Source organism: Sphingopyxis lindanitolerans (assembly GCF_002993885.1).
Lineage (GTDB): Bacteria > Pseudomonadota > Alphaproteobacteria > Sphingomonadales > Sphingomonadaceae > Sphingopyxis > Sphingopyxis lindanitolerans.
In genome coordinates, this window is the sequence record NZ_CM009578.1 from 2,469,514 (window position 1) to 2,488,271 (window position 18,758).

Annotated in this window: 16 protein-coding genes; 13 read left to right on the forward strand and 3 right to left on the reverse strand. The window is 64.6% G+C overall.

The features are described from left to right. The 7 genes from CVO77_RS11940 (at position 1) to CVO77_RS11970 (ending at position 7,661) form a co-directional block, all read left to right on the forward strand. On the forward strand, positions 1 to 333 hold the full coding sequence (locus tag CVO77_RS11940; RefSeq protein ID WP_158258055.1) for a DUF3088 family protein: 333 nt from the start codon (positions 1 to 3) through the stop codon (positions 331 to 333). Between the two features lie 77 nt (positions 334 to 410). After that, complete coding sequence (locus tag CVO77_RS11945; protein ID WP_158258056.1) at positions 411 to 1,115, forward strand: enoyl-CoA hydratase/isomerase family protein; 705 nt, start codon at positions 411 to 413, stop codon at positions 1,113 to 1,115. Then, positions 1,112 to 2,482 carry a phenylacetate--CoA ligase family protein gene (locus CVO77_RS11950; protein ID WP_105999254.1) on the forward strand — a complete coding sequence of 457 codons (1,371 nt, stop codon included), beginning with the start codon at positions 1,112 to 1,114 and terminating at the stop codon, positions 2,480 to 2,482. The genes CVO77_RS11945 and CVO77_RS11950 overlap by 4 nt, the downstream gene beginning before the upstream one ends. A gap of 117 nt (positions 2,483 to 2,599) precedes the next feature. Beyond that, on the forward strand, positions 2,600 to 4,330 hold the full coding sequence (locus CVO77_RS11955) for an acyl-CoA dehydrogenase family protein (RefSeq protein ID WP_105999255.1): 1,731 nt from the start codon (positions 2,600 to 2,602) through the stop codon (positions 4,328 to 4,330). A gap of 20 nt (positions 4,331 to 4,350) precedes the next feature. After that, positions 4,351 to 6,141 carry an enoyl-CoA hydratase/isomerase family protein gene (locus CVO77_RS11960; protein WP_105999256.1) on the forward strand — a complete coding sequence of 597 codons (1,791 nt, stop codon included), beginning with the start codon at positions 4,351 to 4,353 and terminating at the stop codon, positions 6,139 to 6,141. 104 nt (positions 6,142 to 6,245) lie between these two features. Then, positions 6,246 to 6,653: a RidA family protein gene (locus CVO77_RS11965; RefSeq protein WP_105999257.1), complete on the forward strand. Its 408-nt coding sequence runs from the start codon at positions 6,246 to 6,248 to the stop codon at positions 6,651 to 6,653. Positions 6,654 to 6,764: 111 nt separating this feature from the next. Then, positions 6,765 to 7,661: a LysR family transcriptional regulator gene (locus CVO77_RS11970; RefSeq protein WP_105999258.1), complete on the forward strand. Its 897-nt coding sequence runs from the start codon at positions 6,765 to 6,767 to the stop codon at positions 7,659 to 7,661. Positions 7,662 to 7,687: 26 nt separating this feature from the next. Here the strand turns inward: CVO77_RS11970 and CVO77_RS11975 are convergent, their stop codons facing one another. The 3 genes from CVO77_RS11975 to CVO77_RS11985 form a co-directional block, all read right to left on the reverse strand. Then, positions 7,688 to 8,563, reverse strand: coding sequence for an SDR family oxidoreductase (locus CVO77_RS11975; RefSeq protein ID WP_105999259.1), 876 nt, complete (start codon positions 8,561 to 8,563; stop codon positions 7,688 to 7,690). Positions 8,564 to 8,633: 70 nt separating this feature from the next. Further along, on the reverse strand, positions 8,634 to 9,278 hold the full coding sequence (locus CVO77_RS11980) for a 2-hydroxychromene-2-carboxylate isomerase (protein WP_105999260.1): 645 nt from the start codon (positions 9,276 to 9,278) through the stop codon (positions 8,634 to 8,636). Beyond that, complete coding sequence (locus CVO77_RS11985) at positions 9,279 to 10,901, reverse strand: AMP-binding protein (RefSeq protein ID WP_105999261.1); 1,623 nt, start codon at positions 10,899 to 10,901, stop codon at positions 9,279 to 9,281. A gap of 272 nt (positions 10,902 to 11,173) precedes the next feature. Between CVO77_RS11985 and CVO77_RS11990 the strand changes: the two genes are divergently transcribed. The 6 genes from CVO77_RS11990 to CVO77_RS12015 all read left to right on the forward strand — a co-directional run bounded on the left by CVO77_RS11990 (position 11,174) and on the right by CVO77_RS12015 (position 18,579). Continuing rightward, positions 11,174 to 13,618 carry a TonB-dependent receptor gene (locus CVO77_RS11990; RefSeq protein ID WP_105999262.1) on the forward strand — a complete coding sequence of 815 codons (2,445 nt, stop codon included), beginning with the start codon at positions 11,174 to 11,176 and terminating at the stop codon, positions 13,616 to 13,618. 35 nt (positions 13,619 to 13,653) lie between these two features. Next, positions 13,654 to 14,487, forward strand: coding sequence for an alpha/beta fold hydrolase (locus CVO77_RS11995; RefSeq protein WP_105999263.1), 834 nt, complete (start codon positions 13,654 to 13,656; stop codon positions 14,485 to 14,487). Then, entirely contained in the window at positions 14,484 to 15,914 is a 1,431-nt protein-coding gene (locus CVO77_RS12000; RefSeq protein WP_105999264.1) for an aldehyde dehydrogenase family protein, read from the forward strand. Before CVO77_RS11995 ends, CVO77_RS12000 begins: the two co-directional genes overlap by 4 nt. Positions 15,915 to 15,924: 10 nt before the next feature. After that, positions 15,925 to 16,887 (forward strand): cyclase family protein, encoded by a 963-nt coding sequence (locus CVO77_RS12005; RefSeq protein ID WP_105999265.1) that lies wholly within the window; start codon positions 15,925 to 15,927, stop codon positions 16,885 to 16,887. A 40-nt stretch (positions 16,888 to 16,927) separates the two neighbouring features. Further along, positions 16,928 to 17,713 (forward strand): 3-ketoacyl-ACP reductase, encoded by a 786-nt coding sequence (locus tag CVO77_RS12010; RefSeq protein WP_197709626.1) that lies wholly within the window; start codon positions 16,928 to 16,930, stop codon positions 17,711 to 17,713. Between the two features lie 89 nt (positions 17,714 to 17,802). Further along, positions 17,803 to 18,579, forward strand: coding sequence for an IclR family transcriptional regulator (locus CVO77_RS12015; protein ID WP_105999267.1), 777 nt, complete (start codon positions 17,803 to 17,805; stop codon positions 18,577 to 18,579). Positions 18,580 to 18,758 lie beyond the last annotated feature (179 nt).

Here is an 18,758-nt window from a genome sequence, read left to right on the forward strand (position 1 = left end):
ATGCAACCAATGCTTTATCTTCTCAAACCTGCGGACGAAGACCCGCCGGTCGTCTGTCCCGAGTCTGCCTTGGTGGAGGGGCTCCTGGTCTATTATCCAGCGATCCTTGATGCCGTAGGTGTGAAGCGCATCGGCTTCGCGCGGCCGCGCCCGGATCTCGTGGCGGCGCTCGGGGAGGCCTATCAGGGTGCGCCCGTCCTGCATTTTCCGAAAGGCGCCGAAACACCTGCCGACGCGGAGGCGACACCTGAAGGCGAGCGTTTTCTGGCGGGGCCGGACGCCATTGCATCCTATTTTGCGAGTCTGGGATTGGCAGGTCGATTGGCATCATGACGACCGATCCCGGGGCTCCCGCAAATGAATGCATAAACGCGGCACTGCCTGCCGTACTTCATGATGTCCATGATGGTGTGGGCAGCATTACCCTCAACCGTCCCGGCAAGCGCAATGCGATGACGCCGGAGATGTTCGACCTGTTCAATGCAGCGATGCAGTCGCACGAGGCCGACGACGATGTGCGCGCGATCCTGATCCTCGGCGAAGGCGCTGCCTTCTGTGCGGGCGGCGATCTTGGCATGATCGATGCCGCGAACAAGGGGACCGTGGACGCCGAGGCGCTCGATCTCGATTTCTTTCAGCCCGGGCTGATCACCAAGCCTATCATCTGCGGGATCAGCGGGGCATGCGTCGGCGAAGGTGTCGCCATGGCGCTGGCGAGCGACATCGTTATCTGCGGGCGCTCGGCGCGCTTTGCTCTGCCTGAAGTCGCGCTTGGCATTCCTCCCGTCGATATTCCGCTGCTTGCGGCGCGGCGTCTTGGCGCAAACCATATTCTCGAAGCGCTGCTGACCGGCGACTGGAAGGATTCGCAGTGGGCGGACAAGACGGGACTGGTCAACGAGGTCGTCGACGATGAGGCAGTCATTGCGACCGCATCCGCGCTCGCGCGGAAGGTTGCGGGCTTGCCCACATCGGTGGTCGCTCTCGTCAAATCGCTTGTCTATGAGGCGAGAGGCTGCGCCGATCCGGCGGCCCTGCGCACGCATGGTGCCGCGAGGCGGTCGCGCTTGCGCGAGGCCGCCCGCTACCCCTTCGCAAGGCCGATGAGAACATGATGCAAGCAAGTCTGCACCAACCCGAACTCGAGCATCTGACGGGCGAAGCGCTTCGCGACCGCCAGCTCGTGAAATTGCGCAGCCAGTTGCTGCGCGTCTATCGGGATTCGCCTTATTACCGGGACAAGTTCGATGCGGCGGGGGTGGACCCGCTGCGATTCCAGGGCTGGGACGATTATGCCCGCTATCCCTTTTTCGACAAGGAGGAGGAAAGGCTCAGCCAGGAGCGGTCGCGCGAGGTGATGGGACATCCCTTCGGGATGCATGTGACCTGTGACGTCCGAGACATCAACCGGGTCAGCGCATCTTCCGGAACGACCGGAGCGCCGACCTATATCGGCTATACCGCGAACGACCGCGCGGTGTCGCAGGATCATGTCGCGCGCATGATGGCCCGGGCCGGGCTGGTCCGCGGCGATCGCGTGCTGTTCGCCGGCGTCATGAGCATGTGGATCGTCGGGATCCCGGCGGTGGACGCGCTCCTCAATCTCGGTTTCTGCGTCATCCCGATCGGGGGTCTGGCGACCACCGAGCGCTTCGCGCAGACTGCGATCGACACGCGCCCCGACATGATGATGTGCACACCCTCCTATGCCTTGCACCTGATCAAGTCGGTCCCCCAGAAAACCCGCTGGCGCACCGAGGAATTCGGTATCCGCAAGTTGATCGTCTTCGGCGAGCCGGGCGGCGGTATACCCGAAATCCGCGAACAGCTTTCGGCGGGCTTCGGCGGCGCTGAAATCTACGACATGTCGGGCGGCACCGGCTGTACGAACCCGCTCGGTCTTTCGTGCGAGGCGCACAACGGCATCCATATCTTCGGCAACGACAACGCGCTGATGGAAATATTGGACCAGGACCTCAACCCGCTGCCGATCGAAAACGGGGTCGAGGGGGAAGTGGTATTCACGGGCCTGGTCAAGGAGTGCCAGCCGCTCATCCGGTGGCGCGACAAGGATCTGATCCGGGTCTTCACCGATCCATGCCCGTGCGGGCGTCCGGGACCGCGCATCGAATTTCGCGGACGGATCGACGACATGCTGCTGGTGAAAGGCGTCAATGTCTTTCCCAATGCGGTTCGCGATGTGGTGGCGGCGAGCTCGGACCTCGTCGGCGGCGATATCCAGATAATGCGCTATTCCGCCTCGGCGGTCGTCGAGGCCCCGGTCGATGTCCAGGTGTGCCTGAAGCCCGGAGTCGCGCTGGAGACGCGCGCGCGCCTGGCGCAGGAGCTCGAGGCGGCGATCCAGAACAAGCTTCGCTTTCGCGCCCGCGTCCAACTGGTCGAGCCGGACGATTTCTCGATGGAATATGGGGCGACCGGCAAGGCGAAGCTGGTGCGCACCTTGGACCGACCGGGCGCTTGATCGCTGCCGCCGAAGAGAAGGGCGGTCGCCATCGCGGCAGACGTCGGTAACGTTCCGGATAGCGCCGATGCCACGGTCGTGTTGCATCGTGGCAGATGATTTTTCAGGGAATGGGTTTTGGCGAGCTATGTTCCTCCAGTCGCGGATTATCGCTTTCTCCTCGAGAAGGTGCTGGGGTTCGAACAAGCGATGTCCGAGCTGGGCCGCGATGTCGACGTCGATCTGGCCGCGGCCGTTCTGGAGGAGGCAGGCCGACTGTGCGCCGACCGGCTGCATCCGCTCAACCGCGAGGGGGACGAACAGGGTAGCCGCCTGGTCGACGGAGCGGTCGAGACGCCGTCCGGTTTTGCCGCGGCCTATCGCGATTTTGCCGCCGCCGGATGGCCGGCACTCAGCGCCGACCCCGAGCATGGCGGGCAAGGCCTGCCGCTTATCGTTCAGCTTTGGGCCGACGAGATGATGTCGGCCACCAATCTGTCATTCGGCCTCTGCCCGAGCCTGACGCGCGGGGCCTGCGAGGCGCTGGCCGCGCACGCCGATGCCGAGCTCAAGGCGCGCTGGCTCTCGCCGCTCGTGCGCGGCGAATGGACCGGCGCGATGGCCCTGACCGAAAGCGCGGCGGGATCCGATCTGTCGCTTCTGATAACCCGGGCGGAACCGTGCGGAGACGGCAGCTATCGGGTCAGCGGCAGCAAGATTTTCATTTCCTCCGGCGATCATGACTATGGCGGAAATATCGTCCATCTCGTGCTCGCGCGGCTCGCCGATGCGCCGCCGGGCGTGAAGGGGATCAGCCTGTTCCTCGTGCCGAAATTCCTGCCCGACGCCGCGGGCGACTTCTGCCTTCGCAACGCCATGTCCGTCGGCGCGCTGGAAAAGAAAATGGGGATGCACGCTCAGCCGACCTGCCTGATGAATTATGACGGCGCGACCGGTTGGCTGATCGGCCAGCCGCATCGCGGCCTCGCTGCGATGTTCACCATGATGAACACCGAACGGCTGATGTGCGGGGTGCAGGGGCTGGGGGTTGCGGGCGGCGCTTATCAGCAGGCCCTGGCCTATGCCAGCGAGCGGCGCCAGGGGCGGAGTGCCGACGGCGCTTCGGCGCCGGTCGCGATCATCGAGCACGCCGACGTGCGCCGCATGCTGCTTTCGATCCGGTCCTTCGTCGAGGGTGCGCGCGCGCTGGTCGGCTGGTGTGCGTTGCAGGTCGATCGCGCGCGGCATCATCCAGACCCTGCTGAACGCGCGCGCGCCGACCATGTCGCGGCGCTGCTGACGCCCGTCATCAAGGCGGGCTTTACCGACATGGGTTTCGAAAGCGCCGTTGCGGCGCAGCAGATTTTCGGTGGCCACGGCTACATCCGCGAGTGGGGGATGGAGCAATATGTTCGCGACGTCCGCATCGCGCAGATCTATGAGGGCACCAACGGAATCCAGGCGCTGGACCTCGTCACCCGCAAATTGCCGCTCGAAGCCGGGACCGTCGTCAGCAGCCTCTTCGCGTCTCTCGAGTCCGAACTTCGTGCAGCGACGGGATTATATGTGGCCGACCGCACCCTCGCGGCCCTCGGCCTGCTGCGCGGCGTCACGGCGCGAGTGCGCGAGGCCCCCGCTGAAATCGCCGGCGCGGTCGCCGCGGATTATTTGCGCCTCTTCGCGCTGGTCTTGCTGGGGTGGATGTGGTCGCGGATGGCGGCCTGCGCGGCATCCGAGCCGGCATTCGCGGCCAAGCTCGGGGTCGCCGATTTCTTCGCGCGCCGGATGCTTTCTCAGACCGAGGGGCTCGCCGCCGGCATCGCAGCGGCGATCGAAGGCGGCGAGATGCTTGCCGCCGATGCTTTCTGATCGAGAAAGTCTAGAGTCTGATGACAATCGAAGTCGAGGATCTGCGGGAGGTGCACCTGCTGCGCCTGTCGAACGGGCCGGCCAACATTCTCTCGGTCGCCACCGGGGTCGTCGCGTCGCTGGGGGCCGCGCTGGCCCGCGCCCAGGTCGCACCCGAGTGCCGCGGGGTCGTAATGACCGGCGCCCGCGACATTTTTTGCGGCGGCGCGGATCTTGGCGACCTTGGCCGCGCGGACGATCTGCGCGCGCTGTTCGATGCCATCGAATGGTCCGATATTCCCGTGGTCATGGCGATCGGCGGCCCGGCCCTTGGCGGCGGGGTCGAACTGGCGCTTGCCGGCCACTGGCGCGTCGCCGTGCGAACCGCCCAGTTCGCTCTTCCCGAAGCGGGTCTTGGCCTGCTCCCGGGGCTGGGCGGAACGCAGCGGCTGCCGCGTCTCGTCGGTGCCGAGCGCGCGCTGGACTTCATGTTGTCGGGGCAGCGGATAACCGCCGAGGCCGCGCTCGCCGCAGGGCTGATCGACGCCATCGTCGACGGCGACGTGGTGGACGCCGCGATCCGGTTCGTGCGCGATGGACGGGTGCCGCTGCGCAGGACGTGCACGCGGCCGCCGCCGCCCGATGCCGCGACCGCGGCCGCGGCGCGGCGGCAAACGCTTCGCTCGAGCCTCAACCGGGCGCCCGAGCGCATCGTAGATTGTGTCGCGAACCTGTCGACCGATTTTGCCGCGGGCCTGCGGCTCGAAGCGCAATGGCTCGACGAGCTGGTGGCGTCGGACGCGTCGCGGGGACTGCGGCATGCGTTTTTCGCTCATCGGGCCGCGATGCATATTCCTGGACTGGATAAGCGACGCAAAGTGGGCCCGCCCGCGACGGCGCATATTCTGGGGCGCTGCACGCATGCGCGGCACATCGCGGCCAGATTGAAGGCCTCGGGCGTCGCAGTATCGCAAGGCGAGCCGGGAGAGGGCATTGGCAATCCTGAGTTGCTCGTCATGGCGGCCGAAGCAGAGGGCGCGCCGGAGGCGCCAGTTGCCGAAGCTGGCGCAATTACCGCCTTGCCGCGGGGTGCCGCGGCATTGCTTGGTGGGAGCGGTGTAGGCGATGCGAAAGCCGACCAAGCAGCAGCAAAGCAGGTCCAATTTCATTGCGTCGGCGGGGGCGTGCTGATGGAGGTGATCCGGACCCCGCGCACCGCGCCCGCCGCATTGGCGGCGATGGCCGCCTTGGGCAAGGCGATGGGCAAGACCGTCATCATGTCCGGCGATCGCGGCGGTTCGATTTTCGAGCGGCTGGCTGAGGCCTATGTCGCGCCAGTTCGCTCGCTCTTGGCAACGGGCACGCCAGGAGAGCGCATCGATCGCGCGATGACGCGATGGGGCATGGCGCAAGGACCCGTCGCGGCGGGCTTGGTTGGTTCTCCAACCGCCGGAATAGCCCTCGAGGCGGACATGTATCCCAGCGTGGCGAGCGACGCGCAAATTGTCGAACTCTGTTTGCTTCACCTCATCAACGAAGGTGCGCATCTGATCGCCGAGGGCGTCGCGTGGCGCTCGGCCGACATCGAAATTGTCGCCCTGGAAGGGCTTGGATTCCCGCGCGAGCGCGGCGGACCGATGTTTGAAGCCGATCGGATCGGTCTTCCCGGCATCCTCGCGCGGCTGCGAACGCTTCACGCCGAGGGAAAGCTGGCCCGCGAACCGGCAGCACTGATCACCACGCTTGAACGGGGCAGCGCAGCGCTTGCCGGTCACGACGCCGCGGCAGGCGGAACGAGGCTCCATAGACGTGAGAAACAAGCTTTATCGTAGATTTATATTCTACACTGAAGTGAAAAACTGTCTCCACGTGCGACAATCGCGATGCGCTAGAGATCTGATCGTACAGCGTGTTTCGCAACAGAAGGCATTTGACCATGACCGCATCGATTACCCGGCTCAACCCTCCGACCATGCCCGACGCGGCGGCGGCGGGATATTCGCAAATTTCGATCGCCGAGGCAGGCCGGATTGCGTGTATCTCAGGCCAGGTCGCCTGGTCCTCCGATGGCTCTCCCGTGCCTGCAACGCTGGGAGGCCAGGCGGAGCTGGTCGTTCGCAACGCCAAGGCGGCGCTCGCCGCCATCGGCGCCACCGCTAACGATCTCATGATCGTGCGTGTCTATCTGGTCGGTCTCGACGAGGCCCGGCTTGGCGAGCTGTGGCCACATCTTCATGAATTGTTCGACGGCGAGCAGCCGAGTCTCACGGGCATCGGCGTCGCGGCTTTGGCGGGTCCCGATCTCCAGGTCGAAATCGAGATGACGGTGCGCGTGCCGGGCTGAGAATTGCGGGATAATCCTTCGTCTCGTCCGGCAACCAGGGGGATCGAAAGCGCAAGGCCCTTGCGCTAGAGTGGCGGCGTATCCCTGCCGGGCGGGGGAGGGGAGAGTACCGTGTTGCGCGCCAATCTGAACGACATCCTGTTATTTCTCGCTATCGTCGATGCGGGCAGTTTCGTGGCGGGAGGGCAAGCAATGGGCCTGACCCGGTCGGCGGCGGGCAAGGCGGTGACCAGGCTTGAGGATCGGCTGGGCGTTCGCCTGCTCAATCGGACGACGCGCACCCTCAACCTGACCGACGAGGGCCGCATCTTCTACGATCGCGGCTTGCAGATCGTGGGCGCCATCGAGGATGCCGAAGCCAGCGTCGCGCAGCAGGGCGGCAAACCGAAAGGCCTGCTGCGGCTGACCGTGCCCGATGCGTTCGGGCGTCTCGTTGTGCTGCCGCTGCTTAAGCAATATCTCGCCGACTGGCCCGACATCCAGGTTGAGGTCAGCTTCAGCGATCGGGTGGCCGATTTGTTCGAGGAAGGGTTCGACCTCGCCGTCCGCATCGGGGTGACAAGTTCCGACAACCGCCTGGTCAGCCGCGTCGTCGCCAAATATCGGGCGCTCCTCTGCGCTGCGCCCTCCTATCTCGACGAACGCGGCGAACCGACTTCGATCGACCAGTTGTTGCGCCACGACTGCCTGTTTTTCAGCAGCCGCGCTCAAAAGCAGAGCTGGCGCCTGCGCGATGCAGCGAGCGCCTGGACGAAAGTCCATGGGCAAAGCCGTTTGCGCCTCGACAGCGGCGAGGCCATTCGCGACGCTGCTCTTGCCGGTCTCGGGATCGGACTGCTCCCGGAATTTCTGGTCGCCGCGGATCTCGAAGCGGGGCGGCTGCGTCATGTCCTGCCGGGCGCCGAGACCGACGAGGTCAAGATCGTCACCGTCTATCCCACCAAGCGCTTCCTCGAGCCCCGCGTCCGGCACTTCATCGACCTGATGGTGGCGAAGCTCGCGACCTGAGCGCGCAATCGCGGCGAACGCCTTGCCTAAGGGCGATAGGGATTGTCGGGATCGGGAAGGCCGCGCAGCTCGCGCAGGCTGGGGACGAAGAAATCGGGCACGATGTCGATGTCGGCTATTCCCGGCGCTGCATAGCCGGAAAGATCGTCGATGCCATGCGCGGCGAGCAATTCGTCGTCGATAAAGAAATTGCCGGTTGTCTCGCTCGCCTTGCCGGTCAGGACAAGGTGCGCGGCATCGGCCATGATTTCGGGCGAGCGCAGCGCGCCTTGCCCGACTGCGGGCTTGAACTCCGCCATCGCTGCGGTCGCGATCGCGGTCCGCGGCCACAGCGCGTTGACGCCGATCCGGCCGCGATACTCGCCGGCGACGCCGAGGATCACGAGGCTCATCGCATATTTGGCCATGCTATAGGCGACATGGGGGGCGAACCAGCGCTCCTCCAGATGCAGCGGCGGGGATATCGCCAGGATGTGCGGGTTTTCTGCTTTCAGCAGATGTGGCAGGCATTTCTGGCTGACCAGAAATGTGCCGCGCCCGTTGACGCCGTTCATCAGGTCGAAGCGCTTGACCGGCGTGTCGAGTATCCCCGTCAGCCGGATCGCGCTCGCGTTGTTGATGCAAATGTCGATTCCGCCAAAGGCGCGGACGGTGTCGTCGACCGCGCGCTCCACCTGTTCCTCCTCGCGGATATCGCACAGGATCGGCAGAGCCTGTCCGCCGGCGTCGCGGATCGCTGCGGCGGCGCTGTGGATCGTGCCCGGAAGCGTCGGATGGGGATCGCTCGTCTTTGCGGCAATCGCGATATTCGCGCCGTCGCGCGCGGCGCGCAGCGCAATCGCAAGCCCAATGCCGCGCGAGCCGCCGCTAATGAAGAGAGTCTTGTTTTTGAGCGAAGCCATTATGTCCTGTCCTCCGTCGCGGCCGGCGGCCGCCCGATACTGCTGGTGCCGCTAGGTGGAAGCGCGAAGACTACCATCCGCCCCTGGCGATCCACATCTCGACCATGGGGAGCCGGTCGGCGCCCCAGAATGTCTCGCCGTCGACGACGAAGGTCGGCGATCCGAAGATGCCGGCCCCAATCGCGGCGGCATTTTCATCGGCCAGAGCCTGCTTGACCACGTCGCTTTGCAGCGCTGCGGCGGCGGCGGCGCGCGGCAGGCCGACGTCTGTGACGATATCGAGAACGGTATCCCCGCGCGAAATGTCGCGGCCGTCGGACCAGTGCGCGCGATACAGGGCAAGAATAAGCGCATGGAGATGGTCGGGGGCTGCGCCGCGGGCCCACAGCACCGCGCGCGCCGCCGCGAGCGACGAGAAGCCGAAGCGAGCGGCTTCCGCCAGGCAAAGGCCATGATAGCGTAGCGACCGGGCGATATCATGATGCAGATAGGGGCCCTTCAACGGGGTTTCCAAGGGCGGTGGCAGACCCATCGTGTCGAGCACCGTCACCTTCAGGAGGATCGGATGCCAGCGGAGCGGCCGGGCGAAGCGCGTCGCCACGTCGCCGATCCTTTCGGCGGCGATCCACCCATAGGGCGACACGAAGTCGAAATAGACGTCGATGGCGCCCGCGCATGCGGCGGTGCCGGGGCCTTCGGTTCCGATCGACACCATCTAGTCAGCGGAGGGGTTGCCGAGCAGAACATCGCGCAGGGCGAATTTCTGGATCTTGCCCGATGCCGTTTGCGGAAAAACGTCCATGAAGTGCCATCGCCGCGGCACCTTGTATCCGGCGAGCCGCGCGCGGCAGTAGTCGGCAAGCTCTTCAGGCGATGGCGGCTGGGCACTGCTCGCGCGGATGCACGCGGCCACCGTCTCGCCCCAGTCGGCGTCTGGAATGCCGACGACCGCGGCATCGGCGACCCCCGGATGGGTTATGAGCACATCTTCGATCTCAAGCGGATAGACATTTTCTCCGCCCCGAATGATCATGTCGCGGAGCCGGCCGAGCACGCGGCAATAGCCATATTCGTCCATGCTTCCGATATCGCCGGTGTGGAGCCATCCGTCGGCATCGATCGCGGCGAGCGTCGCGTCCTCGGCATCATGATAGCCCGCCATGATGCAATAGCCGCGGGCGCAGATTTCGCCCGAGACCCCGATCGGCTGGACCGCGCCGCTCACCGGATCGACGATCTTGATCTCGGTTTGGGGTAGCGGCCTGCCGATCGTATCGGCCCATTGCGGATGCGGATCGGCTGGCCGGGTGTGGGTCAGATAGGGCGATGACTCGGTCTGCCCATAGCCGATCCCCACCTCGATGCCCGCGACGCGCTGCGCACGGTGGACGAGTTCGACCGGCACCGGTGCACCGCCGAGCGTCGCAAGCCGCCACGACGACAGGTCGCGCGGTGTCTTCTCCTGTACCTCGAGCATCCGGGTCAGCATGGTCGGGACACAGAGAGTGATTGTGCCGCGCAACTGCTCGAACAGGTCGAGCATCTGGTCGGCGTCGAAACCCGGCGCCATGACCTGGGTGCCGCCGCTCTGCAGCGCGCCAAGTGTTGCAAGCCCGCAGCCCGCCGTGTGGAACATCGGCATCGCGTTGATCCACACATCGCCTTCGCGCGCAACGATGGTCTCGGCGTAGAGGCGCGCATTGTTGGCGAGGCCGCGATGTTTCAGACAGGCGCCTTTCGGGAAGCCGGTCGTCCCCGATGTATATTGGATCTGGGCGATTGCCTCGGGCGGAACGACCGGCAGCGCGCGATCGCTGCCGGCGGCCACGAAATCGTTCCAGGCCGACAGGGGCAGGACGAAATCGAGCCCGGGCATGTCCGCGCGGACCTGTTCGACGATCGCTCCGAGGTCGCGCCCGCGATAATTGTCCTCGACGATGATGCCCTTCGTCCGTGACTGGCGAAGCACGTGGGTCAGCTCATGCGCGAGATAGGCCGGATTGACCGTGACCAGCACGAGCCCCGCCAGCGCCGCACCATATTCGACAATCGCCCATTCGGGCCGATTGCTCGACCAGATCGCGACATGATCGCCTGGCTCGAAATGGTCGAGCAGCGCCTGCGCCGCGCGGTGCGCCTCGGCCGCGAGTTCGCGGAACGACCAACTGCGTTGGCGTTCGGGCGCAGTCTGTCCGTCGATCAGCGCGATGGCATCGCCGAACCGCGCCGCTGCCGCGCGCAATATTTCACCAACGGGCTGTTCGATGAGCGCGACGCTGCGATCGGCTGGGTACAGCGAGGCGGTCAGCGGGCCCAAGGCGGTCGCCATCTCGTGCATCTAATCTCTCCCTTTCATCGCGTCGGTTGGGTGCGCGTTCGGGTCCACATGTCTATCGCGCACCGATCTGATATGTCAAATAATGATTTATATCGAAATAATGAAATAAACGACCGATCGCTGCGCAATGCGGCGTACGCCCTGCTTCCCCAGCGCCCCATGTGCTAGGATTTCATTATATGACCATAGTGCATATATTGACATAGAGGCAATCGGTGGTAAGTAAGAGTCAAACAGGGCGGAACCGCGCCCGATATCTGGGAGGGAAGACGATGATCGATTACCGTGGCCGCAGAAATTTCCGTGCGCGCCTTGCTGCGGGCGCGATGCTCGTGCTCGCTCTGCCGGCTACCGCCGCGGCGCAGGACGCGCCGGCGCAAAGCCAGGATAACATCGGCAGCGGCGCCGGCGACATCGTCGTCACGGCCCAAAAGCGCGAGCAGCGGCTGCAGGACGTCGGTCTCAGTGTCTCGGCGTTCGGCAGCGAGACATTGGACAATGCCGGGGTGAATGCCATCACCGACCTGGCAAAGATCGTCCCGGGCCTCGATGTAACGCCGTCGCCGAGCAGCACCCCTGTTTACACGCTGCGCGGAGTCGGCTTTTTTGAAAGCACGCTTAGCGCGGCGCCCGACGTGGCGCTGTATCTCGATCAGGTGCCGCTCGCGATCCCGGCGTTCGGCGCGCTCACAGCGTTCGATGTCGAGCGGATCGAAGTCCTGAAAGGGCCGCAAGGCACCCTGTTCGGTACCAATGCGACCGGCGGCGCGATCAACCTCATCGCGGCCAAGCCGACGAACGACCTGCAGGGCGGCGTCGAGCTTGGCTATGGCCGCTTCAACATGGTGCGTGTCGGCGCCTATGTCAGCGGTCCCATCTCCGACACGCTGAAGGGGCGCATCGCGGTCAAACTGAGCCGGGGCGACGAATGGCAATATAGCTACACGCGGGACGACAAGCTCGGGAAGACCGACGAGGTTGCCGGCCGCCTCATCCTCGACTGGCAGCCGAGCGACACGGTGAACCTCCTGTTCAACGCCAATGGCTGGCTCAACCGTTCCGACCCGCAGGCGCCCCAGCTGGCGCGCCAAACGACTCCGGCCGACCTGCAGGCGTCGGTCGGCTCGGTGACTTTCGGCCAGGTTGTTCCGGCCGATTTTCCGCTGCTGCTGATCCCCGCGGCGCCAGCGAACAATCGCGCCGCGAACTGGAGTCCCGATTACCGGCCTTACCGCGACGATCGGTTCTACCAGACGTCGCTGACCGCGAATATCGATCTCAGCGATACGATCACGCTCACGTCGCTGACCGGCTACAGCGATCTGCGCCAGCGCAAGGCGTCATCCTATTCGGGAACTGACCTGGCCGCGTTCGATCAGGCGGCGAACCCGGCAAAGGCGAATGATTTCAGCCAAGAGCTGCGGCTTGCGAGCACCGAGTCTTCGGCGCGGCTGCGCTGGATGATCGGCGGCAACTACCAGCGCACCTTCAGCTACGAACGGATCGACGCGATCTACCCGTTCGCCTCGACCGGGTTCCGTGACGGCTTCACGGCCAACACGCTCGACACGCGGCAGGTGTTCGAACAATGGGCGGCGTTCGGAAACCTCGAATTTGACCTCGCGAACCGGCTGACCCTTAAGGCAGGGATCCGCTACACCGACAGCAGCCGAACCACCGCCGGCCGGGTCTACGACACGCTGGGCTATGTCGAGCCGGTTCCCGGGTCGCTTGGCCTCACCCAGTTCTTCAATGTGCTGATCCCGCTTGCCTATGTCCCGCTATTCTGCCCCACCGCAACCTTTACCCCCGTCGTCCCCGGGGAATCGGTCTCGCTCGATCCCGATACCTGTGTTTCGGGCACTTATAATGCGAAGCTCAAGGAGGATAATGTTCCATGGAGCCTCGGGCTGGACTTCAAGCCGAACGACGATCTGCTTTTCTATGCCAATCTGTCGCGCGGCTTCAAAGGCGGTGCCTTCCCGCTCGTCAACGCGGCGAGCCAGGCGCAATTCTATCCGGTTCCGCAGGAAAAGCTGACAGCTTACGAGGTCGGGTTCAAATCCAGCTTCGACGGCAGCCGCATCGTGTTGAACGGCGCCGCCTTCTATTACGACTATGCGAACAAGCAGACGCGCGGGAAAACGGTCGATCCGCTGTTCGGTGCGCTCGAACAGCTGGTCAGCATTCCCAAATCACGCATCTATGGCGCCGAGTTCGACCTGACCGCGGAGCCGGCGCGCGGGCTGACGCTGCGCCTTGCCGGGACCTATCTCAACACGCGGATCAAGGACTTCAACGGCATCGTCGGCGCGCAGAATAGCGGGGGTCTGCTGTTCCCCGTCTTCGCATCGTTCGAGGGCGCCGACCTGCCGTTTGCGCCCAAGTTCGCTGCCTCCGCGAGCATCGACTATGCGTTTCCGGTCAGCGGAACCGTCGACGCCTTCCTCGGCGCGGGCGTTCGCGGTCAGACGAAAACCTTTGGCTCGCCGCAGCTTGGCGGCCAGGACAAGCTCGATGCCACGATAAAGGGCTATACCACCCTCGATCTGCGGGCGGGTCTGACCTCGCCCGATGCCGGCTGGAAGCTCATGCTGTGGGGCAAGAATGTCACCGACACGCATTATTGGACCAACAGCCTGCGCGCGTTCGACACGATCGTGCGCTACACCGGCCGGCCCGCCGAATATGGCGTGACCTTCAGCTACGATTTCTGACGAGACGGCAAGGCGCCGGGGAAGGACGAAGAGGCATGACGATCCGACAAGGAATTGCCGTTCGCGATACGATCCTGTGGGTCGAGGATACGGGCGAGCCGAACCTGGCGCCGATCGTCTGCCTTCATTCGCTGTTCCTCGATGGGAGGATGTTCGACGATCTGGTTCCGGCTGCCGCTGGCCGCTTCCGCGTCGTGCGGCCCGATTTTCGGGGGCAGGGAGGCAGCGCGCCCGCCACGGAGGCCACCGTCAGCATGGAGTGCTGCGCCGAGGACATGATCGCGCTGATCGAAGCAATGGCGCTGCCGCCCGTCCATCTGGCGGCGGCTTCGATGGGCGGCGATGTCGCGGTGCGCATGCTCGCGAGGCGGCCCGAGCTGTTCCGTTCGGTCGTGATGATGGGGTCGTCGGTGCGCAGCGAACCTCCCGAGCAGATGGCGAATTTCCGCGGCCTCCTCGACCGGACCATCGAGGATGGCTTTGTGGGCGATGACCTTGAGATGATGATGGCGATCATGTTTGGCGCGACGACGCGCGCCAAACCCGAAGCCCAGGCAATGCTCGCACATTGGTGCAGCCGCATCGGCTTTCTGACGCGGTCGAGCTGGCCCGCCATGTACGGGGTTCTGGAACGGGGAGATGCGGCCAACCTCCTGCCTTTGGTCACCGTCCCGGCGCTCGTCTATTCCAGCGAAGACGATATCGCGAGGCCGATCGAATGGAGCCGCGAAGTCGCGGACGGCATTCGCGGCGCCCGGCTCGTGCCGTTGCAGGGGGTAGGTCACAGCCCGATTCTCGAGGCGTCCGCCGTAGTCATACCCGAAATGCTCGCCTTCATGGCGGCTGCCGATCAGGAGAGGAAGGCATGATCTTCGACGACCATTACAGCATGACGATCGATGGCGAAGGCGCCGTCAGCGACGCGACCATTGCGGTCGTCAATCCGGCGACCGAAGAGGTCATCGCTCAGGTTCCGGATGCGAGCCGCGCGCAGCTCGACGCCGCCGTCGCCGCAGCCAAGAGGGCCTTCCCGGCTTGGTCGGCGCGGCCGATCGGCGAACGGCAGGCGATGATCGCCGCGATTGCGGACCTCATGCTTCGTCACAAATCCGAGATGGCGCGCTTGTTTACCGCCGAACAGGGTAGGCCGCTCGGCGGCGCGGAATGGGAGATCGACGTCTGCGCCCAATGGTGCCAGGCGGTCGCGGGTTTCACGCTGCCGGTCGAGCTGGTGGAAGACAGCGATACCCGCCGTGTCGAAATTCATCACCGGCCGATCGGGGTCGTTGGCGCGATCACGCCGTGGAACGCGCCGTTGCTGATGGCGATCTGGAAAATGGCGCCCGCGCTGCTCGCGGGCAACACGGTGGTGCTCAAGCCGTCGCCCTACACGCCGCTCTCGACGCTGAAGCTCGGCGAGCTGTTGCGCGACCTCCTGCCGGCCGGGGTGCTCAACATCGTATCGGGCGGCAATGATCTGGGACAATGGATCACCGCGCATCCCGACATCGGCAAAGTGTCGTTCACCGGTTCGACCGCGACCGGCAAGCGCGTGATGGAAAGCGCCGCGCAGACGCTGAAGCGCGTCACATTGGAACTCGGCGGCAACGATGCTGCGATCGTGCTCCCCGACGTCGACCCCAAGACGATCGCGCCGCAGCTCTTCTGGGGGGCCTTCTTCAACAGCGCGCAGGTCTGCGTCGCGATCAAGCGGCTCTATATCCATGCCGATATCTACGATGCCGTCGCACATGAACTGGTCGAATTTGCCAAGACGGTCGCGCTCGGCGACGGAGCCCAGCAGGGGACCGACCTCGGACCGGTTCAGAACGGCATGCAATATGAGAAGGTCAAGCAGCTGCTCGATGATGCGCGCGCCTCGGGGCAAAAATTCCTGATTGGCGGCGAGGCTTCGGACGGGCCGGGCTACTTCATCCCCATTTCGATCGTCGACAATCCGCCCGAGAAGTCGCGCGTCGTGACCGAGGAGGCATTCGGCCCCGTGCTGCCGTTGCTCAAATACGAGGATATCGAGGATGTCATCCGGCGCGCGAACGACAGCGAGACCGGGCTCGGCGGGTCGGTATGGTCGAACGACCTCGACCAGGCGCGCGCGATCGGGGCGCGGCTGGAAACCGGAACGGTCTGGATCAACGAAATGTTCGCCTTTCTGCCCAACGCACCGTTCGGCGGGCACAAGCAATCGGGCGTCGGCGTCGAACATGGCATGGCGGGTCTGCTCGAGTTCACCAACAGTCAGACGATCACCAGCCGCAAGCTGGCGCCGGCCGGTTGAGGGGACGACAATGAGCCATGCCATGGGATCCGACGTCGCGGATATATTGAGCGACGCGCCAAAGAATTGGGGACGCTGGGGCCCGGACGACGAAGTCGGAGCGCTCAATTTTCTCGGCCCCCGCGAGGTTCTTGCCGCTATCGCCAGCGTGCGGTCGGGCAAGCAGTTCACGCTCCAGGTGCCAATGGCCGATCCGAAAGGCGACCCCGTCTGGCCCGGCCGGCGCAGCGCCGAACGCTATCAGATCATCGACGAGGGGCATTGGTGCTGCGGCAAGGCTCCCGACCTGCCGGGCGGCCAGCATTATGCCGACGACGCGATCTCGGCCTATCTGCAGGGATCGACCCAATATGATGCGTTGGGGCATGTCTGGTACGACGGACAATTATATAATGGCTATGATGCGCGAACCACGATCGGCGGGCTCGAGAAGGCGAGCGTCCAGGCGATCGGCGAGCGCGGTATCGTCGGCCGGGGCATTCTGCTGGATATCGCGCGGCTGCGCGGCAAGCCCTGGCTCGACAAGGGGGAAACCTTCACCCAGGAGGATCTGCTCGCGGCGGCCGAGGCGCAGGGTTGCGAAATCCGCAAGCATGATATTCTCCTGATCCGCACCGGCTTCATCGAATCCTTTTTCGCTTTGGGGGCCGAGGAATTTTATGCGGATTTCGTCGAACCCGGGCTCACCTACTCGCCTGAGTTGGTCGACTGGTTCCACGCCATGGAAATTCCCAATCTGCTCACCGATACGATGGCCAACGAAGTCACCATCGATCCGGTTAACGGCGCGATGCTGCCGCTGCACGGCGCGCTGATGCGAAATCTCGGCGTCACCTTCACCGAATTGTGCGACCTGTCACGTCTCGCGGCCGATTGTGCGGACGACGGGCAGTGGGATTTTCTTTATGTCGCCGCGCCGCTCAAGATTGTGAATGGCACCGGCGCGCCGGTGAACCCCGTGGTGATCAAGTGAAGCCCGAAGGAGTGTGACGATGCCGGCCAAGGAGAAAGACATGTCGCAGGGACGCCCGGTGGCCATCGTGACCGGCGGCCTCCAAGGCTTAGGCCTCGGAATCGCTGAATCGCTGCGCGCGGCGGGGTTCGATCTCGCGATCGTCGATCTGGCAGCCGATGCCGAGCTGCCCGCGGCGCTGACCGCGCACGCCGAGGGGCATGGCTTATGTCGCTACTATCAGCTGGATATCGCCGATATTCCGGCACACGCATCGGTGCTGTCGGCGATCGCGACCGATTTCGGTCGGCTCGATTGCCTAGTCAACAATGCCGGCATCGCTGCGAGGCCGCTGACCGATATTCTCGAACTCGGTTCCTACGCGTTCGACCGGTCGGTCGAGGTCAATCTGCGCGGAACGTTTTTCCTCACCCAGGCCTTCGCGAAAAAGCTGATCGCGAGCGGGCCGGCAGCGCCCGACGTCTATCGCTCGATCATCCTGATCACCTCGATCGCGGCCGAGCTGTCCTTCACCGATCGGTCGCAATATTGCGTCACGAAATCGGCGCTGTCGATGGTCACGAAATTGTTCGCGGCGCGCCTCGCGGGCGAAGGCATCCACGTCCATGAGGTCCGTCCCGGCCTCATGCAGACGCCGATGACCGCGAAGACGGGCAGCGACACGATCGAAAAGCTGCTCGCCGCCGGCGCCGTTCCGATCGCGCGTTGGGGATTGCCCGAAGATGTCGGTCGGACCGTCTGCTCGCTCGCGTCGGGCGCGCTGCCCTATATGACCGGACAGCCGATCTGGACCGCCGGCGGGCTCAACATCCCGCGCATATTGTAGTGGTGCGGTCTTGGGCGGCATCTTCGCCGTTGCCGCTACCTTGCAAATAGAGCATCCTCAAGACGCACATTCTGATCTACGCAGGCCGCATGGACAATAATTACACGCTTCAGACCGTAGAACGGGCGCTTTCATTTCTCGAATATGTGGCGACGGCGCCGGTGCCGCCGAATGTCCGTGATGTGTCCAAGGCGCTCGACCTCAACATCACCACCTCCTATCATCTGCTTCGCACGCTCGTGGCGCGGGATTTCATCAAGCGCGACGACGACGGGCGCCTTGAGCTTGGGGACGGGGTCGCCGTTCTTGCGCAAAACTACCGGCGGCACGAGAGCGTCGAGCAATTGCTGGCGCCCGTCGTTCAGCAGCTCGCGGCCTCGACGATGGAAACCTCGTTCCTCTCGCTGCGCGAGGCGCAGAATGTCGTCTTGAAGGTGCTGGTCGAAGGATCGCAGCGGTTGCGGGTGGCCGGACTCTATGTCGGGTTGTCCGGGCATGAATACCGGCGCGCCGCCGGCAAGGCGGTGTTAGCCCATCTTGAGGACGCCGAGCGAAGAGCGATGCTCGACGAGAGTCTCGCGAGCACGCCGGTGCAGCTTCGCAAGGCAATCACGAAGGCGCTGGAAAAGGAATTGCCCCTGACCGCTTCGCGCGGATGGTCGGCAGACGACGGGCAGACCGAGGAGGGCATTATTTCGATCGGTGCCCCTGTCTTCGACGCCGCCGGATCGGTGCTCGGCGCGGTAGGCATCGTCACTCCCATATTCCGCATGGACAAATCGCCCGACGCGTTTCGCGAAGCGGTGCTGGCGGCGGCGGCGGAAGCCACGCGCCTGCTCAAGAATGTCGCGATCCTGGCGACCTAGCGCCCGGCGCGTCACCCTCTCCATGACATCTGGCTTGGTCTCGCGCCTGGCTTGACGGTCCTGTGAACGGACAATGCCCTGATGGGCGCTGACTGGCAGACAGCGCCGAGCCGTTGGGCCACCTGCCGTTTTACGAACACATCACGCGCCGCGGCGCGCAGGAGCGGCGCAGGTCTTCT

Bases quoted from the DNA above. Each gene is read 5' to 3' on its own strand.
- CVO77_RS11940 (WP_158258055.1), top strand. From the start codon at position 1: ATGCAACCAATGCTTTATCTTCTCAAACCTGCGGACGAAGACCCGCCG.
- CVO77_RS11950 (WP_105999254.1), top strand. From the start codon at position 1,112: ATGATGCAAGCAAGTCTGCACCAACCCGAACTCGAGCATCTGACGGGC.
- CVO77_RS11960 (WP_105999256.1), top strand. From the start codon at position 4,351: ATGACAATCGAAGTCGAGGATCTGCGGGAGGTGCACCTGCTGCGCCTG.
- CVO77_RS11965 (WP_105999257.1), top strand. From the start codon at position 6,246: ATGACCGCATCGATTACCCGGCTCAACCCTCCGACCATGCCCGACGCG.
- CVO77_RS11975 (WP_105999259.1), bottom strand. From the start codon at position 8,563: ATGGCTTCGCTCAAAAACAAGACTCTCTTCATTAGCGGCGGCTCGCGC.
- CVO77_RS11980 (WP_105999260.1), bottom strand. From the start codon at position 9,278: ATGGTGTCGATCGGAACCGAAGGCCCCGGCACCGCCGCATGCGCGGGC.
- CVO77_RS11985 (WP_105999261.1), bottom strand. From the start codon at position 10,901: ATGCACGAGATGGCGACCGCCTTGGGCCCGCTGACCGCCTCGCTGTAC.
- CVO77_RS11990 (WP_105999262.1), top strand. From the start codon at position 11,174: ATGATCGATTACCGTGGCCGCAGAAATTTCCGTGCGCGCCTTGCTGCG.
- CVO77_RS11995 (WP_105999263.1), top strand. From the start codon at position 13,654: ATGACGATCCGACAAGGAATTGCCGTTCGCGATACGATCCTGTGGGTC.
- CVO77_RS12000 (WP_105999264.1), top strand. From the start codon at position 14,484: ATGATCTTCGACGACCATTACAGCATGACGATCGATGGCGAAGGCGCC.
- CVO77_RS12005 (WP_105999265.1), top strand. From the start codon at position 15,925: ATGAGCCATGCCATGGGATCCGACGTCGCGGATATATTGAGCGACGCG.
- CVO77_RS12010 (WP_197709626.1), top strand. From the start codon at position 16,928: ATGTCGCAGGGACGCCCGGTGGCCATCGTGACCGGCGGCCTCCAAGGC.
- CVO77_RS12015 (WP_105999267.1), top strand. From the start codon at position 17,803: ATGGACAATAATTACACGCTTCAGACCGTAGAACGGGCGCTTTCATTT.